This window comes from Janthinobacterium sp. HH102, from assembly GCF_001758625.2.
Taxonomy (GTDB): Bacteria; Pseudomonadota; Gammaproteobacteria; order Burkholderiales; family Burkholderiaceae_D; genus Janthinobacterium.
On sequence record NZ_CP062062.1, the window covers coordinates 2,846,987 to 2,864,821 of the forward strand.

Genomic DNA, 17,835 nt, shown 5'->3' on the forward strand with positions numbered 1-17,835 from the left:
TCACTACGGTTTTGTTAGGTGTCGTTAGTTTGATAGTAAAAACGATCAAGCTGGAATTGAAGAAAGGAAATAATTATGTGGTACTTCGCCTGGATACTGGGTCTTCCGCTGGCGGCGACGTTCGCCGTGCTCAATGCGATGTGGTATGAAGTCGCCGATGGCGACACGACGCCCGAGCAGTACCGCGACACGCCGAACTAGTCGCGCCTGAATTTGATCTGCCCCGCCCGGTGCAATGGTTTTGCCATTGCCGCCCGGCGGGGCATTTTTATGGTTTTTCGCGGATTTCAGTCAAGCAAATCCCGCCATGCCGTGAAAGAGGAAAGATTTGTTGTACGGCCAACACGGTATTCGCCGCCGTACCGGCAGAACTTCACTGAGCCGTGCCGAACGCACGGCTTTTCATTGCCCGCTCCCTGCATTGTCATCGACGCGACGTACGTCCGCGGATCGAGCCGGTCTGCACAGGCGGAAATTCGCTAACACTTGCCCTTGCACACTTCACATCATTTGATAATAAATTTGTGATTTTTGTTTTGTTTTTGTTGTTTTCATTTATTTTTATTAAATTTACTTTAAATCGCCAAAATTTGGCTGTAAAATAAGTTGCTTCTTATAAATATGGAGTAATGATTTGGCAATGAATTTGACTTCGAATGATCGCCTCTCACTCATGCGAGAGCAATGTCATCTCGGTAGCTGAACCAGAGGCAAGCATAGTTAATTCAAGGAAAATATTATGAGCATGATAAGGGGACTCAAGCTAACGCACCGTCTGGCTGTACTGATTGTGATCTTTTCGGTCGGTTTCATCCTCTATGGCCTGTGGTCGTTCAAGACTCTGCAAGAATGGAAAGTGAACGGCCCTGTTTATCAGAAAATAGTGCAAAGCAAGGATCTGATTGCGGACGTGTTGCCACCGCCGGAGTACATACTGGAATCCTATCTGGTCAGTTTTCAGCTGCTGGCGACCGAGGATCGTGCCGAACAGGCGCAGTTAATCGCACGATTTAACACGCTCAAACGTGATTACGATGAGCGCCATGCATTCTGGAAGGGCGCGACACTGGATGCCGATATCGCCGGGCTGCTGCTGAACAAGGCGCATGCGCCGGCGCTGGCCTTCTACACGGTTGCACTGCAACAGTTCATCCCCGCAATAGAGGCACAGGACAAGGCCGGCGCCACCGTTGCGATGAAAAAAATGACGATCAGCTACGCCCAGCATCTGCAGGCCATCAAGCAACTGGTCGAGATGACCAGCCAACGCGCGTCGGCGATAGAGGCGGATTCGAGCGCGCGCATCACGGTGGCGGGCAGCTTGCTGTTGGCGATACTGCTGGTCTCGCTGGGCACGGCGATTGGGGTGGCTGTGCTCATTAGCAAGAGTATTACCAAGCCACTGCAGGACGCCGTGCACGTTGCCCGCATTGTCGCTTCCGGTGACCTGCGCAGCCATATCGCGACCGACTATCGCGACGAGCCGGGCGAATTGATGCGTGCTCTGAAAAGCATGACGGAGAGCCTGCGTCATACGGTGGGCCGTGTGCGTGGTGGTACTGAAACCATCTCGACTGCCTCGCAGGAAATTGCTGCTGGCAATTTGGACCTCTCGGCCAGAACCGAGGCTCAGGCCGGTGCACTGGAGCAAACATCGTCGGCGATGCAGCAGTTAACCAGCAATGTGCAGCAGAATGCCGAAAGCGCTCAGCAAGCCAATCAACTGGTCTTGTCGGCTTCAGCGGTAGCGGTGCAGGGCGGGCAGGTGGTCGAACGTGTCGTCGCGACCATGGTATCCATCAAGGACAGCTCGAACCGTATCGTCGAGATTATTTCCGTGATCGACGGCATCGCGTTTCAAACGAATATTCTGGCCCTGAACGCGGCTGTCGAAGCGGCGCGCGCCGGTGAGTTGGGGCGCGGTTTTGCTGTCGTCGCATCGGAGGTGCGCGCCCTGGCGCAACGTTCCGCCACGGCCGCCAAAGAGATCAAGCAGCTGATTGCCGAGTCGGTCGAAAAAGTCGAGCTTGGCAGCAATCTGGCCGATGAAGCGGGCGGCACGATGAAGCAAATCGTCTCCTCTGTCCAGCAAGTCGCGGGCATCATGGGGGAAATCGCCGTCGCCAGCCAGGAACAAAACGATGGCATCAAACAGGTGAATCAGGCCATCAGTCAGATGGATGCAGTGACCCAGCAGAATGCCGCCCTGGTCGAGCAGTCGGCGGCGGCAGCGGCCAGCATGCAGGAGCAGGCGGACAGCATGATGCAGGACATGCGCGTGTTCAAATTGCTGGCGTGACCTTGGTGACCGGCCTTGTGCAACCGGGGCCGCGCCTGGCCGGCCAGGAAAGGCATGGGACTCAGGCCGGCGACTTGCTGACTGGTTTTGGGGTGGCAATGGCGATCGGGTCGCTGGCCGGAAAGCTCTCCTTCAGCGCTTCATCGAGCGCTTCCTCGGCATGGCTTTCGCCCGCCGGCGTGGGCGAATCGCGCTCCGGTGGCGGGGCGGGCGTGGTGGCGGCGTTGGTGCTCGAATGCATGGTGATTCCCTCGCGGTGGTGCGCCAGGTAGCCGGGAGGCGGTGGCGCGGGCTGATGCTACCAGCCTAGCACATCGCGCAGGAATGGCGCGCAGGATGCGCCTGCCGCAGGGGCGGATGGCGGCGTCTGCTACACTGCGCTCCACTTTGACCGACGGAATTGCCATGACTTCCCTATCCCTGCCGTACCGCGCCACCGCAACCGAAGCCTGCGCCTGGCTGGCGCAACAGACGGGCACCCCGTGGACCCTGGCGCGCCTGCTCGAGCAGGGCGGCTTGCCGTTTATCTGGCTCGACTACAGCGTAGCCTGGGCCGAGCTGTTCCATGATGGCGTGACGCGCTATGCGGCGCCCGTCGTGTTCATCGAGGACAAGCAGCACCTGGCCGCGGGCGCCGGTGATGTCTGGCTGCGTTTTACGCGCGACTCGGGCAATCTCCCCATTGAACTCAAGGGGCAGGGCTTGCGCGTGCCGCTGGACGGCTTGCACTTCCAGGAGCGCGACCTGTTGCGTTTGCTCAAGGAACTGCAGCATCCGCAGCCGGTCGACACGGCAGCGGACAAGGCGCCCGTGGTCTTGCCCAGCGCCTTGAAAGGCCTGGGGCGCGAGCAGATTTTGATTGCCTTCGCCGGCGTGGGCAAGGTCGACCTGGACCAAGGCATGGCCAGCGGCGTGGGCATCTTTGGCGACGATGGCGCGCGCGTGCGCAAGAATTCGCGTGGCGGCAAGAACAGCCATTTGTGGCATCCGGTGACCCTGGCGTTCGGCTTGCACGATGTGCACCGCGTGCCGATGGCGCATTTGAAAAAGGCGTTCGCCACGCAACCGTTGCTGCGCGACTGGAAGGCGGACTGGCTGGAATCGCTGCGCCTGCTGGGAGAGTGACCTTATAACTCGATGGGGGCGACGTCCGTGCCGATATCGGGCGCCGCGTAATGCATGCTGAAATACACGAAAGCGCCGATATTGAGGGCGACCGTGATCCAGAACACGATGCGGAACGAGCGCTTGCTGGACTTGTGGCGCAGCCATTGCTGGGCCAGCACGGCGCCCGGCCAGCCGCACAGCAGTCCCAGCAGCAGCAAGGTGCGCTCCGGGGTGCGCCAGCGGCCCTCCTTGGCCGCGGACTTGTCGATCGCATAGGCAACGAAGCATCCCAGGCTCAGCACGCCATACACGAGGGCAACCAGGGCGGGGATGTGGAAAAAGAAGGTGGCGAGTAAGTACAGTACGACAAAGAACGCGATGACAAGGTAAGGCATAGGATGTGTTGGCTTGAACGGAGGGCGTGAGTATCCCACATGGGAGCGATGGCGCCGCTTAAAACAGGTTGCCTTGCGCCGTATCGACATGCACGGCGCGGCGGCGGGCGTGGCCCGTTTTCAGCGCTTCGCGGTCGCTGGACAGGGAAATGCCTTCCAGCGCCAACAGGGTTTCCTTGGCATGCAGACCGCCCGCAAAGCCCGTCAGCTCGCCCGTGGCACCGACGACGCGGTGGCAGGGGGCGATGATGGAAATGGGATTCTTGCCGTTGGCGGCGCCCACGGCGCGCACGGCGGCGGGGCGGCCGATCTGGCGCGCGATCTCGCCATAGCTGCGCGTCTGGCCATACGGTATCGTCAGCAGCGCGCGCCACACTTCCTGCTGAAATGGCGTGCCGGCAAAATCGAGCGGCACCTCAAAATGCTGGCGCGTGCCGGCAAAATATTCATCCAGCTGGCGCGCCGTTTCCTGCAGCACGGCGCAACCGTCATCGACGCGCATCGCGCCCAGACGCACGCGGTTCGGCTTGTCGTTTTCCCACAGGATGGCGGCCAGGGCTTCCCCGCGCGCCACCAGGGTCAGCTCGCCCACGGGCGAGGGCACCACGATGCAGTCGTATTCCATGTTGGTTCCTTGATCAGATGGCGCCAGTGTAGCAGGCTGGCGGCAGCCTGCGTATTGCGTGTAGGATAGTGTTTTATCGACATGGAGCACCGGCTTTGACGACGATCCCCACCTATGAGACCATTCGCGCGATTGCCCAGCGGCTGGTGCACGAGCGCTATCCCACGGCCGTGGCGGCCATCATCGGCGGCTCCTTCGCCACAGGCCGGCAAACGCCTACTTCCGATATCGACTTGCTGCTGCTGTTCGACCACGTCGATTGCGCCTGGCGCGACACCCTCGTGGCCGAGGGGCGCACGGTGGAACTGTTCGCGCACGACGTGGCCACGTTCACGTATTTTTGCAAGGAAATGGATGCGCCGGGCGGCACGGTGCCGCTGGCGATGATGGTCGTCGAAGGGGAAAACATCGTCGCCGCCGGCGACGCCTACGCGCAGCTGCACGCGCTGGCGCACGCTTTCGACACGGCCGGGCCGCCCGCGCTCGACGCGGAAAACCTGCAGCGCCGCCGCTACGCCATCACCACCGCGCTGGAAGACCTGGTCGACAGCACGCACCCGGGCGAGGCGCTGGCCGTCGCTTGCCAGCTGTACGAAGCGCTGGCCGACCTGCACCTGCGCGCGGCGGGGCAGTGGAGCGGCGGCGGCAAGCACCTGTTCCGCCGCCTGCAGGCCTTTGATCCCGTCATCGCCGGGCAGCTCGATGGCGCGCTGCGCCTGGCCGCCGCCGACTTGCCGGCCGGCCAGCGCGCGTTCGGGCAAGTCGCCGCCGCCGTGCTGGCGCCCGTGGGCGGTCCCTTGCTCGACGGCTTTACACTGCCGGCGCCCGCGCACTGGCGCGCTTAAAACATCGTGCGCACGGCCAGGCTGATGTTGCGCGGTTCGCCCCAGAAGACGCCGTCGAAGAAGCCCACGTTGCGGTAGTACTTTTTATCGAGCAAGTTATTCACGTTCAGCTGCACGCTGGCGTGGCGGTTGAGCGCATAGCTGGCCATGGCGTTGACAAGCGCATAGCCCGCTTGCGGAATGTTGGTGATGGTTCCCGATGGCGGGCGGCCGTACCACGATTCGCTGTAGGTGGCGCTTTGCGCCGTCATGCTGGCGCCCGCCCTCAAACCGGCCAGGCGGCCGTCGAAGCGGTAGCTGGTGGCCAGGCGCAGCAGGTGGCGCGGCTGCGTGGTGGCGGCGCGGCGGCCATCGGCCTCGGCCGCGTGCAGATAGGTATAGCCGCCGCTCGCTTCCCAGGCGGGCGATAACTGGCCGGAGACGTCGAACTCGACGCCCTTGGCCGTCACGCCGGCGCCATTGGCCACCATGGCCTGGCCGCCGTCGGGCAGCAAGAAACCGGGCGGTACCGTGCGGTCGAGTTCCGCCATGTTCTTTTTCTTCGTATGGAACAGGGCGGCCGACGCGTTCAGTTTGCCTTCATAAAATTCGCCCTTGATACCCAGTTCCGCATTGTCTCCCGTTTCCGGCGCCAGGAACTTGTTGTTGCGGTCCTTGCTCGATTGCGGGTTGAACAGCTGCGTGAAGCTGGCGTAGGCCGAATACTGCTTGTTGATATCGAACACGGCGCCCACATACGGCGTGACTTCATTGCGCGTTTCCACGAAGTCGCTGTTGTCCGTGTGCACGCCTCGTGTATCGTAGTTGCGCGTATCCGTGCGGTAAGTACTGCTGCGCGCGCCGATGATCACATGCAGCGGGTCGGCCAGGCTCAAACGTGTGGCCACATAGCCGCCCGCCAGGCGCGTCACGGTTTCCGTGTGCGAGCCGTCCGGGTGGAACACGGGGCGGGGGATGTTGCCCGTCCAGCTGCGGTAATCGGGGACGACGTTCGGGTAGTTGATTTCCGCCTCGCCGCCCAGCGAGCGGGCGCGCTGGTTGCCGCCGTTCCAGCCGACGATGGCCGTATGCTTGCGCCCCAGCAAGGTAAACGGGCCGCTGGCGTAGACGTCGAAATTATCGCCCGTGGTCTTGCCCGGGCCATAGGCGCCCGTCCACAGCAGCATGCCTTCGCCCGTGGCCGGATCGGGCTTGCCGCCGCCCGCATAGGCGACGGTGGTGCGGTTCGTGCTTTCCGTGCGCGCATAACCGAGGTGCATGTTCCAGTTGCCGGGCAGGCGCTGTTCCAGCGACGTGAAGATGGTGTGCTGCTTGTTGGCCCAGGTGCTCCAGGGCGTCGTGAGGCTGGTGTTGCGCGGCAACCTGGCCAGGCTGCCATCTGCATTCCAGTACGGCACGGCGCCCCAGGTGGCGCCTGTCGGCTTGTTGTCCTGGAAGTCGACGCCCGCCGTCAGCAGGGTGCCGGGACGCACGTCCGCTTCAAGGATGGCCATGCCCACCGTCTTGCGCTCGTGGTACATGTCCAGGTAGGAATCGCGTTTTTGCCAGGCCAGGGCCGTGCGCGCGCGCACGCTCCCCTCCGCGTTCAGCGGCGTGGACAGGTCGGCTTCGAAGCGCTGGTCATCCCAGCGGCCCATGATGAGACCGGCGCTGGCCTGGAAGTCCTTCGCCGGCCGCTTGCGTATCATGTTGATGGTGGCGGACGGGTCGCCCTTGCCGCCCATCAGGCCCGTGGCGCCGCGCACGACTTCGATGCGGTCATACAGGATCGTGTCTTGCAGCGGCGCATTGCCGCCGCGCGCCATGCCGTCGATCTGGATATTGTTGATGCCGAAGCCGCGCGCATAAAATGTCGTGCGCTCCGTATCGTTCTGGCCCACCTGGATGCCCGTCGTCTGCGCCAGCGCCTGGTCCAGCCGCACGGCGCCCAGGTCGTCGAGCAGCTGGCGCGTGATGACGCTGACCGATTGCGGAGTCTCGCGCAGCGACAGGTCCATGCGCGTGGCGCTGCGCGCTTCGCCGGCCGTGTACGACTGCGTGCCTTCCGTGGTCGCGGTCGACTGGCCCAGCACGGTGACGGCGGGCATGGTCACGTCGGCCGCGGCGGCGTCGGCGGCCTGTGCCGGCAGGGCCACGCCGGCGGCAAGACTGAGCAGGCTGATGTGTAATAAACGGGGGAGGGCGCGCAAGGCGGGCTGGCGCGAAGATGAGAAGGCTGTCGTTGATTGCATTATTTTCCTGGATATTTTTAGTCGTGAGTGTTCCTATCTCGTCTGGCGAGCTGCGCAGTAGCTGGGGGATGGCGTAACGCTGGCCCGTGGTCTGGCTTGGATAGCAGTTCCACCGCAAGGCCCGGCGCGGACGGGCAGTGGAAAAGAAAGGCGCGCGATTCCTGTCACTTTTGTGAATAAGAATCATTATCAATATAGGTGATATTTGCCAAATAATCAAGCGTGTGCACCAAAGGAGTGCAGGCAGGAGTGCCGGCAGACCCGGGGCGGCGCATCGGCTTGCCTTCTGCGATAATGCAGGCGCTGACAAATATTTTCCTTAATGAAAGAAATGCATGCGTACATGGATCGCTTGTGCCGGATGGTTGTGTGTCGTCTCGCTGGGTCAGGCCCAGGAACACGCGCCGCCGCCGGCTGTTCCCGCGCCGCTGCAGAGCGCCAGCGTGCCGCCCGCCGCCGATGCCGTTGTGCCACCGCTTGCGCCGGCCACATCCGCGGCATCAGCACCCAAGGCAACGGCGCCAGCAGAGGAAGCCTTGCCACCGCAAACGGTGACGATCACGGCCACCAGCGATGCCAGGGCGCCGCACGTGCGGTTCACGGCATACCGTGAAAGTTATCTGACGGCCAGGAAAGTGTGGCAAGTGTCGAGCGGCAGCGTGGTCATGGCCCTGCGCCTGATTCCCGCCAAGCTGAGCGCCACCATCGACGATGTGCGCGTGGCCTTGCAAGGCAATGGCGCCCCCATGCCGATCAAGGTGTCGGCCGGCGGCGTGTTTGTCGTGCCGCTCAACGATGATATTGCCGCGCAGGACGGCACGTTTTTGGTGAACAAGGGCAGGGGCGAGCTGACGGCCAATATCGTGCTGCAGCCGTCCGTGGCGCGCGATGCGTGGAACGTCACGCGCGTGGGGCAGGTCTTGCGCGACGCCCGGCGCGCCGTGCGGGCCATCACGCCGTGGTACAAGCGGCCGTTCGCCAGCGACGTGCAATCGCTGGCCTTTTGCGCGGCCGAGCGAGGCAGCGCCTTGCAATTGATGGATGGAGAACAGCTGATCGCGACGCTGCCCATGAACGAGGCGGCCGTCAACGACATCAACCAGCCCGTGTTTTGCAAGATTTTCGACGGCGAAGACAAATACCCGGGACACTACCGCGTGGTCATGCCCGAGCAGGCGACGGTGCTGTTGCTGTAATGAACTGCTAGTTAGGCTGGCGCTGCACCAGTTCCAGCGCCGCCGCCAGGGCCAGGTCCATGGTGGCCTGGTGGAAGATCAGCCACTGCGGCAACAGCGATAGCGCATGGCGGCCCTGTTCCAGGTCGCCTTCATCGACGGCGGCCCAGGCATGGTGCAAGCCGCTGAGCACGCGGGCATGCTGTTCGCGGTGGTTGGCCAGCGAGGGAAAGCCGATTTGCTCCATCAAATCCTCTTCCTCGCGGAAATCGCGTTCGACGGCCGCAATCAGCTCGCGAAACGCCACGCTGAAATGCTGGTCGCTTAACTGCCCCAGCCGTGCCAGCTCCTGAAACAGCGCCTCATGCGCCTCGTCGATGGCGGGAACGCCCAGCGCCATCTCATCTTTCCAATGCGATTTACCCATGCCGATGCCCCCGGTGAAGTCCGTCGCGGCGCGAAGCGGACTGTTCCAGTGTGGACGCAGCGAAGGGCGAAATCCATGATCTGGATCAAAAGTATGGTGAAGAGGGGAAGAGGAAAGCAAGACAAAGACAAATGGACGAAGGGAACAATTCCCCACTCGCAATAAAGCGGTCTTAACGATGCGCCGTGTTACCGAGCGCCGCTGAAAAACGCCGCTGGCAAGGCGTCTTTGACGCAGACAGTACGCTAGTACGGCAAGTCAAAGCAACGCAGCCAGCGACGTTTTCTCAGCCGCGCGTCTTATTGCCGAGGCCAGCGGGCCCACAGAGCTTGCGCATCGACATTCGGCACCTGCAACTGCTGTCCGGCCGACGTCTGCATCGCATCCCTCAGCACGAGGGGCACGAGCATCAGGGCCGACAAGGCAAGGCAGAGCAGCACTTTGAGCGTCAACATGGTCGTCTCCCGGTGTCCCGGCGGCGGCGCGGGGATGCGGCGCCTGCCGGTCACGTCCTATGTACTACCATGCTTGCAGTTTAGTTCATCTGATTGAAACTTCAACTAGTTGCTGTGATGCACTGCACCAGTGACGCCTCTTATTTGGCCTTGCGGCTGCGCCGCGGCTTGCCTGCGGCGGGCAGGAAAGAGTCGAACCACACTTGCGTCAATTGCCGCGTATTTTTCGCCGCTTCGCGCTTGACGGCGGCCGTGGCGTGGCCGCGCGCCGTGTTGGCGATGCGGTTGGCGGCGCTCAGGTACATGCTCATCCAGGGGTTCTTCATGGCTAGCCTCGCAAACAGTGGGTGGGGGCGGCGCGGATATGCCGCCATGCCGCTACTGTAGTCCGATGGCCGGCGCTGACCGTGCGGCGGCCCACATAGCCGGGCGGCGCTGGCAATGTGCTGAGGCAGATCAATACACGTCGCGGCGGTAGCGCCCGGCCGCCAGCAGGGCGTCGAGACCGTCCTGTCCCAGCACTTCTTGCAGTACAGCATCGATTCCCGCCGCCATGCCTTGCAGGCTGCCGCACACGTAGACGATGGCGCCTTGCGCCAGCCAATCGCGCAGCTCGCCGACGTTGGCGCGCAGGCGGTCCTGCACGTATTCGCGTTTGCCGCCTTCGTTGCCGTCGCGCGAAAAGACACGGTCCAGGCGCGCCAGGTGGCCAGCGTCCAGCCAGCCTTGCAACTCTGCGCCGCAGACGCTGTCAACAGCTTGCTGGCGCTCGCCGAACAGCAGCCAGTTGCGGGCCAGCCCCGCCCGCTGGCGCGCGCGCAGGTGTGCCCGCAGGCCGGCCAGGCCGGAACCATTGCCGATATAAATGCAGGGCACGTCGACCAGGGCGGGCGCGAAGGCGGGATTGGCTTGCAGGCGCAAACGGATGCCGGCGCCCAGCGGGGCGAAGCGCGTGAGCCAGCCGGAACAGAGACCGTACCCGTCGTTTGTGCCGCCCGCGTGGCGCTCCTGGCGCACCAGCAATTGCAGTTCGCCATCGGATGGCAGCGAAGCGAGCGAATAGCTGCGCGGCGCATGCTGGGCACTTTGCGCGTCGCCCTCGCTGCCATCCGCGTTGCAGGCGATGATTTCCGCCAGCGCGCCCGCTTCCCAGGCAGCATCGGCGGGGCCCGTCAAGGTGATTTCATGCAGTTCGCCGCCCAGGCTGCCCGGGTTCAGCAGCACGCGGCGCGTCAGGCGCCATTCGGCGTACGACGCTTCTTCCTGTACGCCGATGGCGTCGATGGCGCTGCCGCTGCAGCTGGCCAGCGCTTGCGACCAGGCGGCCAGGGCGGCGGGGTCATGCTTGTCCACTTCGATCAGCGGGAACATGGGCGTGGCGCCCAGTGCTTGCAATTGTTGCGCCAGCGCATGGCCAAAGCCGCAGAAGGCGCCGTAATGGCGGTCTCCCAGGGCCAGCATGCCGAATTCCAGGCCGGCCAGCGGCGTGCCCGCCGTTTGTTGCAGCAGGCGCGCGAAGCGGCGCGTGCCGTCCGGCGCCTCGCCTTCGCCAAAGGTGCTGGCGACGATCAGGGCCCGTTCGTACTGGCGCAATTGCGCGGGATCGAAACGGTCCAGCGACTGCACGTCGACGGCCACGCCGGCCTGCTGCAAGGCGCGCGCGCTTTCCAACGCCAGGCGCTCGGCCTGTCCCGACTGGCTGGCGTAGGCCACCAGGGTGGGCAAGCCTATATCTTGCTTGCCCGGAATGCCAGCCAGCAGAGCGCGCTGCGCTTGCACAGCCCGCTTGGCCTTGCGGCGGCCCAAGTACAGCATCCAGCCCGTGATGGCGAACAGGGGCAGGCCCAGGCTGGCCAGGGTGACGATGATGCGGCCGGGCAAGCCAAAATACGTGCCCATGTGCAGCGGATAAATGATGTTGACGAGGCGCTGCCCCAGCGCCTGCTGGCTGTACGGTTCGTTTTCCGTGACCGTGCCGTCGGCCGGCGCAATGCTCATGCGGCTGCGCGCCCGTTCGTGCGGCGCATCGCCGGCCAGCCACGTGAATTGCACGGCTTCGCCGGGGCGAACGGGCAGACGCACCGTAGCCAGGGTCCAGCCGGGGGCGTGCTGCTGGAAAACGCTCCAGGCCAGGCCGATGTCGGCGGCGGGCGATGGCGCCTGCGGCGCCCCTTTCTTGCCGGGCGCCTGCGCCGTGCGCGGGGGCTTGCCGGCCCAGGCGTCGATATTGTCGCGCACCACGTCATAGCTCCAGTAGATGCCCGTCAGGGTCAGCGCCACATAGACGACCAGGCACCAGGTGCCGGCCACGGCGTGCAGATTCCACAAAAAGGAGCGGCCTTTTAATGCAGGGTCGAAGGTCAGCCAGGTGCGCCAGTCCAGCGGACGGCGGGGCCAGCGCAGGTACAGGCCGGACAGTGCCAGGCCCAGCAGGCACAGGGCCAGCGCGCCCGCCACTTGCCGGCCCGGGTCGCGCGGCAGCAGCAGCCAGCGGTGCAAGGACTCCGTCCATTCGAAAAATGCGGCGCCCGCCAGCGCGGGCTGGGTCGCGCCCGTGTACGGGTGCAGATAAATGGATACACCGCGCCGCTGGCCGTTCTTTGGCGCGAAAAACAGGCGTGGCGCCGCGCCCGCCTGCGCATACATGGTGACCGATGCCACGCGCTGGCCGTGTTCGGCTGCGGCAATGCTGCTCAGTTGGGTCGGCGTCAGCGGTGCGCGCGTTTCCACGGGGACATGGCGCACGCCGGGGTTCATAACGTCGAGCAATTCATCCTTGAAGGCCAGGGTGGCGCCGCTCAGGCCGATGATCACCAGCACCGTGCCGGCCGTGATGCCGATAAACCAGTGCAATTGAAACCAGACCTGCTTCCAATTCCAGTGCCAGCGCCGTTGTTGTGGGACGGCAAGCTGACGAGTCTGCGTCGCCTCATCGGCGCCGGCGCGCGGCAGGGGGTGTGGAAGGGAGGAGGTCGTCATGAAGCGGCTTTCGATAGCGCCGCCATGCGGGGCGTCAGGCATGGCGGGGAAGAAGGAGGATTGACATAGTAACGCAAACGAGAATCATTCGCAAATGATGGCTCCCTGTTGTCGCGGGGCGGTGGCCATTCTCGTTTGCCTGATCGGGCGCTGGAGGCGCTACAATAGGGATACTGTTCACTAGTTCCCATTGCTGCCATGACCACTTCCACACCGAATCTCGTCGTCACCCCGTCCGCCCACCCCCTGTCCGACGCCGAGCGCGCCGCGCGCATGGTCAACCCGGCGTTTGGCCGCATCTTCACGGACCACATGGTGGTGTTTCCTTACCGCGACGGCAGGTGGCAGCAGGGCGAACTGAAGGCCTACGGCCCTTTGACGCTGGACCCGTCCGCCTCGTCGCTGCACTACGGCCAGGCCATCTTCGAAGGTTATAAAGCGTTTGCCCAGCCCGATGGCAGCATCAAGACTTTCCGCCCGGAACAAAATGCCGAGCGCTTCAACCGCAGCGCCGCGCGCCTGGCCATGCCGGCCATTCCCGTCGAGCTGTTCCTGGAAGCGGGCGATGCGCTGATCGCGCAAGACCGTAACTGGGTGCCGAAGAACACGGGCGAGAGCCTGTACATGCGTCCGCTGATGATCGCCACCGACCCCTACCTGGGCGTGCGTCCATCGGAAGAATACCTGTTCGTGCTGTTCGCCTCGCCGGCCGGCGCCTACTTCCCGAAAGGCGTGAAACCCGTCACCGTGTGGATCAGCGAAGACTTCGTGCGCGCCGCGCCGGGCGGCACGGGCGAAGCCAAGTGCGCGGGCAATTACGCGGCCAGCCTGATGGCCCAGTCGCAAGCGCAAGAAAAGGGCTGCGACCAGGTCGTGTGGCTCGACGCCGTGCACCGCGAGTTCATCGAGGAAATGGGCGGCATGAATCTGTTCTTCGTCTACAAGGATGGCGAGAAAGTCACCGTCGTGACGCCGGAATTGACGGGTACCTTGTTGCCAGGCATCACCCGCCGCAGCCTGCTGGAAATGGCGAAAGACCTCGGCTATGCGACGGAAGAGCGTAAATTGTCCGTCCAGCAATGGCGCGACGACATCGCCTCGGGCCGCATGACCGAAGTGTTCGCCTGCGGCACGGCAGCCGTCATCACGCCCGTGGGCGTGGCCAAGGCCAATGGCTTTGAAATGACCATCAACAACAATGAAAACGGCGCCGTCACCCTGGCCCTGCGCGAAGCGCTGCTGGGCTTGCAGCATGGCACGGCACCGGATACGCACGGCTGGATGCATACCGTCTGCTAAGTTGATGGTGTAATTTCACTACCGCGCCGGCACCCAGTTGCCGGCGTTTTTATATCTTGAAGGAAATACGATGAAAATTCGCTCTATCCTGCCTGCCTTGGCCGCCGTTTTCCTCAGCCTGTCGGCCGGCGCCGTCCACGCGGCCGACGCCGCCTGCGCCATTCCGCGCAACGTCAGTTATTACGACTACGACGTCAAGCCGTCGGACGAGAAAAACACCTGCTACAAGCAAAGCACGAACGTGCCCACCGATTACTTCATGCTGGCGCTGTCGTGGTCACCAGGCTTCTGCGACAGCCAGCGCCGCCGCGGCGCCGTGTCGAAGAAGGCCGCCTTCCAGTGCGCCGAGAGCAACCACTTCGGCTGGATCGTGCATGGCTTGTGGGCGCAGTCGAATAACCCGGGCACGTGCGAAGACATTTCCGTGACGCCGCCGCGCAAGACGGAGCTGCATCCGCGTTATTGCAAGGGCAATTTGCCGAAGCTGGCGCCGTCGGACATCCTGCCGTACATGTGCATGCAGCCCGGCGAAGCCTTGCTGCAGGGTGAATGGGAAAAGCATGGCGCCTGCGATTTCGATACGGCCAAGCAGTATTTCGAGAAGGAACGCGAACTGTTCCAAGCCTTGAAGTTGCCGGATTCCACCATGCCGAAAAACGCGCTGTTCCAGTGGATGAAGCAGCACAACCCGCAGCTGAAAGGCCGCTGGCTCGGCTATGAAAAGCACTCGGGCGAGTTGCGCATCTGTTATTCGAAAGATTTTAAAGTGATCGACTGCCAGAAGTGATGTAGGGTGAAATCGGCGGGCCTGCCCGGCAGAGTCCATCCATCCATGCTAGTGTCTTGCCTGCGGCACCGTATGCCGCCCCGGACGGGCTAGACGAACAGGCAACATGATGAAGCAGAAAAACAAGGCGCAGCCTTTCCTCGTGGGCGAGGACGGCTTGCCGCCCGGCGCCCGTTTATGGGCCATGCTGGCGCTGGCCATCGGCGTGGGCATGGCCTCGCTCGACACGGCGATCGCCAACACGGCCTTGCCGGCCATCGCCAGCGAGCTGCACACGACACCGGCCGCCTCCGTCTGGATCGTGAATGTGTACCAGCTGGCCATGGTGGCGACCTTGCTGCCGTTTTCCGCCCTTGGCGAAATCGCCGGCTACCGGCGGGTGTTTATCTCCGGCATGTTCCTGTTTACTTTGGCGTCGCTCGCCTGCGCGCTGGCCTGGTCCTTGCCGTCGCTGGTGGTGGCCAGGCTTTTTCAGGGCGTGGGCGCCAGCGCCATGATGAGCGTCAACACGGCGCTGCTGCGCGCCCTGTACCCCAAGCATTTGCTGGGCCGCGCGTTCGGCAACAATGCGCTGGTGGTGGCCGTCGCGTTCGCCATCGGGCCCACGGCCGCTTCGCTGATCCTGGCGACGGCGTCGTGGCCATGGCTGTTCGCCATCAACGTGCCGCTGGGCGTGGCCGGCTTTTTCCTCGCCAGCCGCATGCTGCCGGCGACTCAACTGTCCGGGCACACGCTCGATGCGCGCACGGCGCTGTACAACGTGGGCGCCTTCGGCTTGCTCATCTTGCTGTTCGGCGACGCGGCCCATCACGCGGACCTGTCGACCTTGCTGCCGGAACTGGTGGCCGTGGTGGTCTTTTTTATCTTGCTGCTGCGCCGCCAGGCCGGGCATGCGGCACCGATGCTGCCGATCGACCTGTTCCGCCGCCCCCTGTTCTTGTTGTCGTCGCTGACGGCCATCTGCACGTTTGCCGCGCAGGGGCTGGCCTTCGTTTCGCTGCCATTCTATTTTGAAGTCACCCTGGGCCGTTCACCCGTGGAAACGGGCTTTTTGATGACGCCGTGGGCCGTGCTGGTGGCCGTGATGGCGCCCGTGGCGGGGCGCCTGAGCGACCGGTACTCGCCAGGCGTGCTGGGCGGCATTGGTCTGGCGGCGCTGGCGGGCGGCTTGCTGACCCTCGTGTGGATACCGGCGCACCCGAGCGCGTTTGACATCGGCTGGCGCATGGCCTTGTGCGGCATCGGTTTCGGCTTCTTCCAGGCGCCCAATCTGAAAGCCATCATGGGCAGCGCGCCGCCCGAGCGGGCAGGCGGCGCCAGCGGCGTGGTGGCCACCTCGCGTTTGATCGGCCAGGCGACGGGCGCGGCGCTCGTCGCCTACTGCTTCACGGTCTCGGCCAGCCGGGGCACGACGTATGCACTGTGCCTGGCGGCAGGATTTGCCGCCGTGGCCAGCATCGCCAGCTTTTCGCGCCTGGTGGTGGCGCAGCCGGCGTGGCTGGCTGGCAAGGACAATTAAGCGTCTAGACGTCGATGGCCTTGTCCGAATGCATGCGCTTGCGCAATTCGAACTTCTGGATCTTGCCCGTCGACGTGCGGGGCAGGGGGCCGAAATATATGGCTTTCGGCACCTTGAAGCCCGCCAGGTTGTTCTTGCAGAAGGCGATCAATTCCGCTTCCGTCACCGTCGCCCCTTCGCGCAGTTCGACGAAGGCGCACGGCGTTTCGCCCCATTTCTCGTCGGGCTGGGCGATGACGGCGGCGGCCAGCACTTGCGGGTGATGGTACAGCGCATCTTCCACTTCCACGCTGGAAATGTTTTCGCCGCCCGAGATGATGATGTCCTTGCTGCGGTCCTTCAGCTTGATGTAGCCGTCCGGATACATGACACCGAGGTCGCCCGTGTGGAACCAGCCGCCCGCGAACGCTTCCTGCGTCGCCTTTTCATTCTTTAAATAACCCTTCATGCAGATGTTGCCACGGAACATGATCTCGCCGATCTGTTCGCCGTCGGCCGCCACGGGCTGCATGGTTTCCGGGTCCAGCACGGCCACGGCGCTTTGCAAGTGGTAGCGCACGCCCTGGCGCGACTTTAAAACGGCCCGCTCTTCCTGGCTCAAGGCCGCCCACTCGTCCTGCTCGGCGCAGATGGCGGCGGGGCCGTACACTTCCGTCAAGCCATACGAATGGATCAAGTCGAAGCCCATGGCTTCGATCTTCGCCACCATGGCCGCCGGCGGCGGCGCGCCGGCCACCATGCCGCGCACGGTCCAGTCGATTCCTTCGCGCCAGTTGGCGGGCGCGTTGGCCAGCGCCGCATGCACGATGGGCGCCGCGCAATAGTGTGTGATGCGCAATTCGCGCATCAGGTCGAACACGAGCTTCGGTTCGAACTTGCGCAGGCACACGTTGACGCCGGCGCGCGCGGCCACGGTCCACGGGAAGCACCAGCCGTTGCAGTGGAACATCGGCAAGGTCCACAGGTAGACGGCATGCTTGGGCATGTCCCACTCTAATATGTTCGACAGGGCATTCAAGGCCGCGCCGCGGTGGTGGTAGACGACGCCTTTCGGGTCGCCCGTGGTGCCGGACGTGTAGTTCAATGCGATGGCGTCCCACTCGTCCGCCGGCGGCTGCCAGTCGTAATCGGGGTTGCCGCTGGCCAGCAAGGCTTCGTAGTCGAGGTCGGAAAACGCATCCACTTCCGGTCCCAGCACGTCGTTGACCTGGATCACGCGCAAGCCGGGAATCTGCGCCGCCATCTGGCGCGCCAGTTCGGCAAATTCCGTATCGGCCAGCAAGACTTTCGCCTGGCCGTGGCGCAGCATGAAGGTCAAGGAGGCCAGGTCGAGGCGGATATTGAGCGCATTGAGGACGGCGCCGGCCATGGGAACGCCAAAGCTCGCTTCCACCATGGCGGGCGTGTTCGGCAGCATCACGGCCACCGTATCGCCCGTGCCCACGCCCAGCTTGATCAAGCCGGAGGCCAGGCGGCGCGTGCGCGCATAGGTCTCGCGCCACGTCTGGCGCAGGCTGCCATGTGCAATTGCCAGGCGATTGCCATATACTGCGGCTGCCCTGGCGATATAGTCGAGCGGGGTGAGGGCGGCGTAGTTGGCGCTGTTTTTGCCGAGGCCGGTGTTGAAATCAGCAGTCATGCTTGTCTCCTGTTAAATAAAATTCTGTAGCTCCCTGTTTCGGGATTGATACC

General features: G+C 63.6%; 17 protein-coding genes. 8 read left to right on the forward strand and 9 right to left on the reverse strand.

Annotated features, from left to right (window positions below):
• Positions 1-75: 75 nt before the first annotated feature.
• The gene (cydX, locus tag JAB4_RS13085; RefSeq protein ID WP_070222085.1) at positions 76-201 is read left to right on the forward strand and encodes a cytochrome bd-I oxidase subunit CydX; all 126 of its coding nucleotides are present in this window, start codon (positions 76-78) and stop codon (positions 199-201) included.
• Positions 202-739: 538 nt separating this feature from the next.
• Positions 740-2,299: a methyl-accepting chemotaxis protein gene (locus JAB4_RS31020; protein ID WP_275527856.1), complete on the forward strand. Its 1,560-nt coding sequence runs from the start codon at positions 740-742 to the stop codon at positions 2,297-2,299.
• Between the two features lie 61 nt (positions 2,300-2,360).
• On the opposite strand, the gene JAB4_RS13095 is transcribed toward JAB4_RS31020, so the two are convergent.
• A complete protein-coding gene (locus JAB4_RS13095) occupies positions 2,361-2,540 on the reverse strand; it encodes a hypothetical protein (protein WP_070222083.1) in 180 nt (59 codons plus the stop codon).
• 164 nt (positions 2,541-2,704) lie between these two features.
• On the opposite strand from JAB4_RS13095, the gene JAB4_RS13100 reads away from it, so the two are divergent.
• Positions 2,705-3,424: a hypothetical protein gene (locus tag JAB4_RS13100; protein ID WP_070222082.1), complete on the forward strand. Its 720-nt coding sequence runs from the start codon at positions 2,705-2,707 to the stop codon at positions 3,422-3,424.
• Between the two features lie 2 nt (positions 3,425-3,426).
• Here JAB4_RS13100 and JAB4_RS13105 read toward each other — a convergent pair whose 3' ends face one another.
• Positions 3,427-3,801 carry a DUF1294 domain-containing protein gene (locus JAB4_RS13105; RefSeq protein WP_070222081.1) on the reverse strand — a complete coding sequence of 125 codons (375 nt, stop codon included), beginning with the start codon at positions 3,799-3,801 and terminating at the stop codon, positions 3,427-3,429.
• A gap of 58 nt (positions 3,802-3,859) precedes the next feature.
• Positions 3,860-4,426, reverse strand: a complete 567-nt coding sequence (locus JAB4_RS13110; protein WP_070222080.1) for a methylated-DNA--[protein]-cysteine S-methyltransferase — start codon at positions 4,424-4,426, stop codon at positions 3,860-3,862.
• Positions 4,427-4,521: 95 nt separating this feature from the next.
• Here JAB4_RS13110 and JAB4_RS13115 point away from each other — a divergent pair, with 95 nt between their 5' ends.
• Positions 4,522-5,271: a nucleotidyltransferase domain-containing protein gene (locus tag JAB4_RS13115; RefSeq protein ID WP_139143653.1), complete on the forward strand. Its 750-nt coding sequence runs from the start codon at positions 4,522-4,524 to the stop codon at positions 5,269-5,271.
• Here the strand turns inward: JAB4_RS13115 and JAB4_RS13120 are convergent.
• Positions 5,268-7,502 (reverse strand): TonB-dependent siderophore receptor, encoded by a 2,235-nt coding sequence (locus tag JAB4_RS13120; RefSeq protein ID WP_070222079.1) that lies wholly within the window; start codon positions 7,500-7,502, stop codon positions 5,268-5,270. The two genes, JAB4_RS13115 and JAB4_RS13120, sit on opposite strands and share 4 nt — an antisense overlap.
• A gap of 335 nt (positions 7,503-7,837) precedes the next feature.
• On the opposite strand from JAB4_RS13120, the gene JAB4_RS13125 reads away from it, so the two are divergent.
• Entirely contained in the window at positions 7,838-8,698 is an 861-nt protein-coding gene (locus tag JAB4_RS13125; RefSeq protein WP_139143654.1) for a hypothetical protein, read from the forward strand.
• 7 nt (positions 8,699-8,705) lie between these two features.
• On the opposite strand, the gene JAB4_RS13130 is transcribed toward JAB4_RS13125, so the two are convergent.
• The 4 genes from JAB4_RS13130 to JAB4_RS13145 form a co-directional block, all read right to left on the reverse strand.
• Positions 8,706-9,104, reverse strand: a complete 399-nt coding sequence (locus JAB4_RS13130) for a hemerythrin family protein (protein WP_070222077.1) — start codon at positions 9,102-9,104, stop codon at positions 8,706-8,708.
• A gap of 299 nt (positions 9,105-9,403) precedes the next feature.
• On the reverse strand, positions 9,404-9,559 hold the full coding sequence (locus JAB4_RS13135) for a hypothetical protein (RefSeq protein ID WP_162995620.1): 156 nt from the start codon (positions 9,557-9,559) through the stop codon (positions 9,404-9,406).
• Between the two features lie 140 nt (positions 9,560-9,699).
• Positions 9,700-9,885 carry a hypothetical protein gene (locus JAB4_RS13140; protein ID WP_070222074.1) on the reverse strand — a complete coding sequence of 62 codons (186 nt, stop codon included), beginning with the start codon at positions 9,883-9,885 and terminating at the stop codon, positions 9,700-9,702.
• Between the two features lie 130 nt (positions 9,886-10,015).
• The gene (locus JAB4_RS13145) at positions 10,016-12,538 is read right to left on the reverse strand and encodes a sulfite reductase flavoprotein subunit alpha (protein ID WP_083287157.1); all 2,523 of its coding nucleotides are present in this window, start codon (positions 12,536-12,538) and stop codon (positions 10,016-10,018) included.
• 198 nt (positions 12,539-12,736) lie between these two features.
• On the opposite strand from JAB4_RS13145, the gene JAB4_RS13150 reads away from it, so the two are divergent.
• The 3 genes from JAB4_RS13150 (at position 12,737) to JAB4_RS13160 (ending at position 16,143) form a co-directional block, all read left to right on the forward strand.
• Entirely contained in the window at positions 12,737-13,837 is a 1,101-nt protein-coding gene (locus JAB4_RS13150) for a branched-chain amino acid aminotransferase (RefSeq protein ID WP_070222070.1), read from the forward strand.
• A 70-nt stretch (positions 13,838-13,907) separates the two neighbouring features.
• Complete coding sequence (locus JAB4_RS13155; protein ID WP_070222068.1) at positions 13,908-14,624, forward strand: hypothetical protein; 717 nt, start codon at positions 13,908-13,910, stop codon at positions 14,622-14,624.
• A gap of 106 nt (positions 14,625-14,730) precedes the next feature.
• Positions 14,731-16,143: an MFS transporter gene (locus JAB4_RS13160; RefSeq protein ID WP_070222066.1), complete on the forward strand. Its 1,413-nt coding sequence runs from the start codon at positions 14,731-14,733 to the stop codon at positions 16,141-16,143.
• Positions 16,144-16,147: 4 nt separating this feature from the next.
• Here JAB4_RS13160 and JAB4_RS13165 read toward each other — a convergent pair whose 3' ends face one another.
• Positions 16,148-17,782 carry an acyl-CoA synthetase gene (locus tag JAB4_RS13165; RefSeq protein ID WP_070222064.1) on the reverse strand — a complete coding sequence of 545 codons (1,635 nt, stop codon included), beginning with the start codon at positions 17,780-17,782 and terminating at the stop codon, positions 16,148-16,150.
• Positions 17,783-17,835 lie beyond the last annotated feature (53 nt).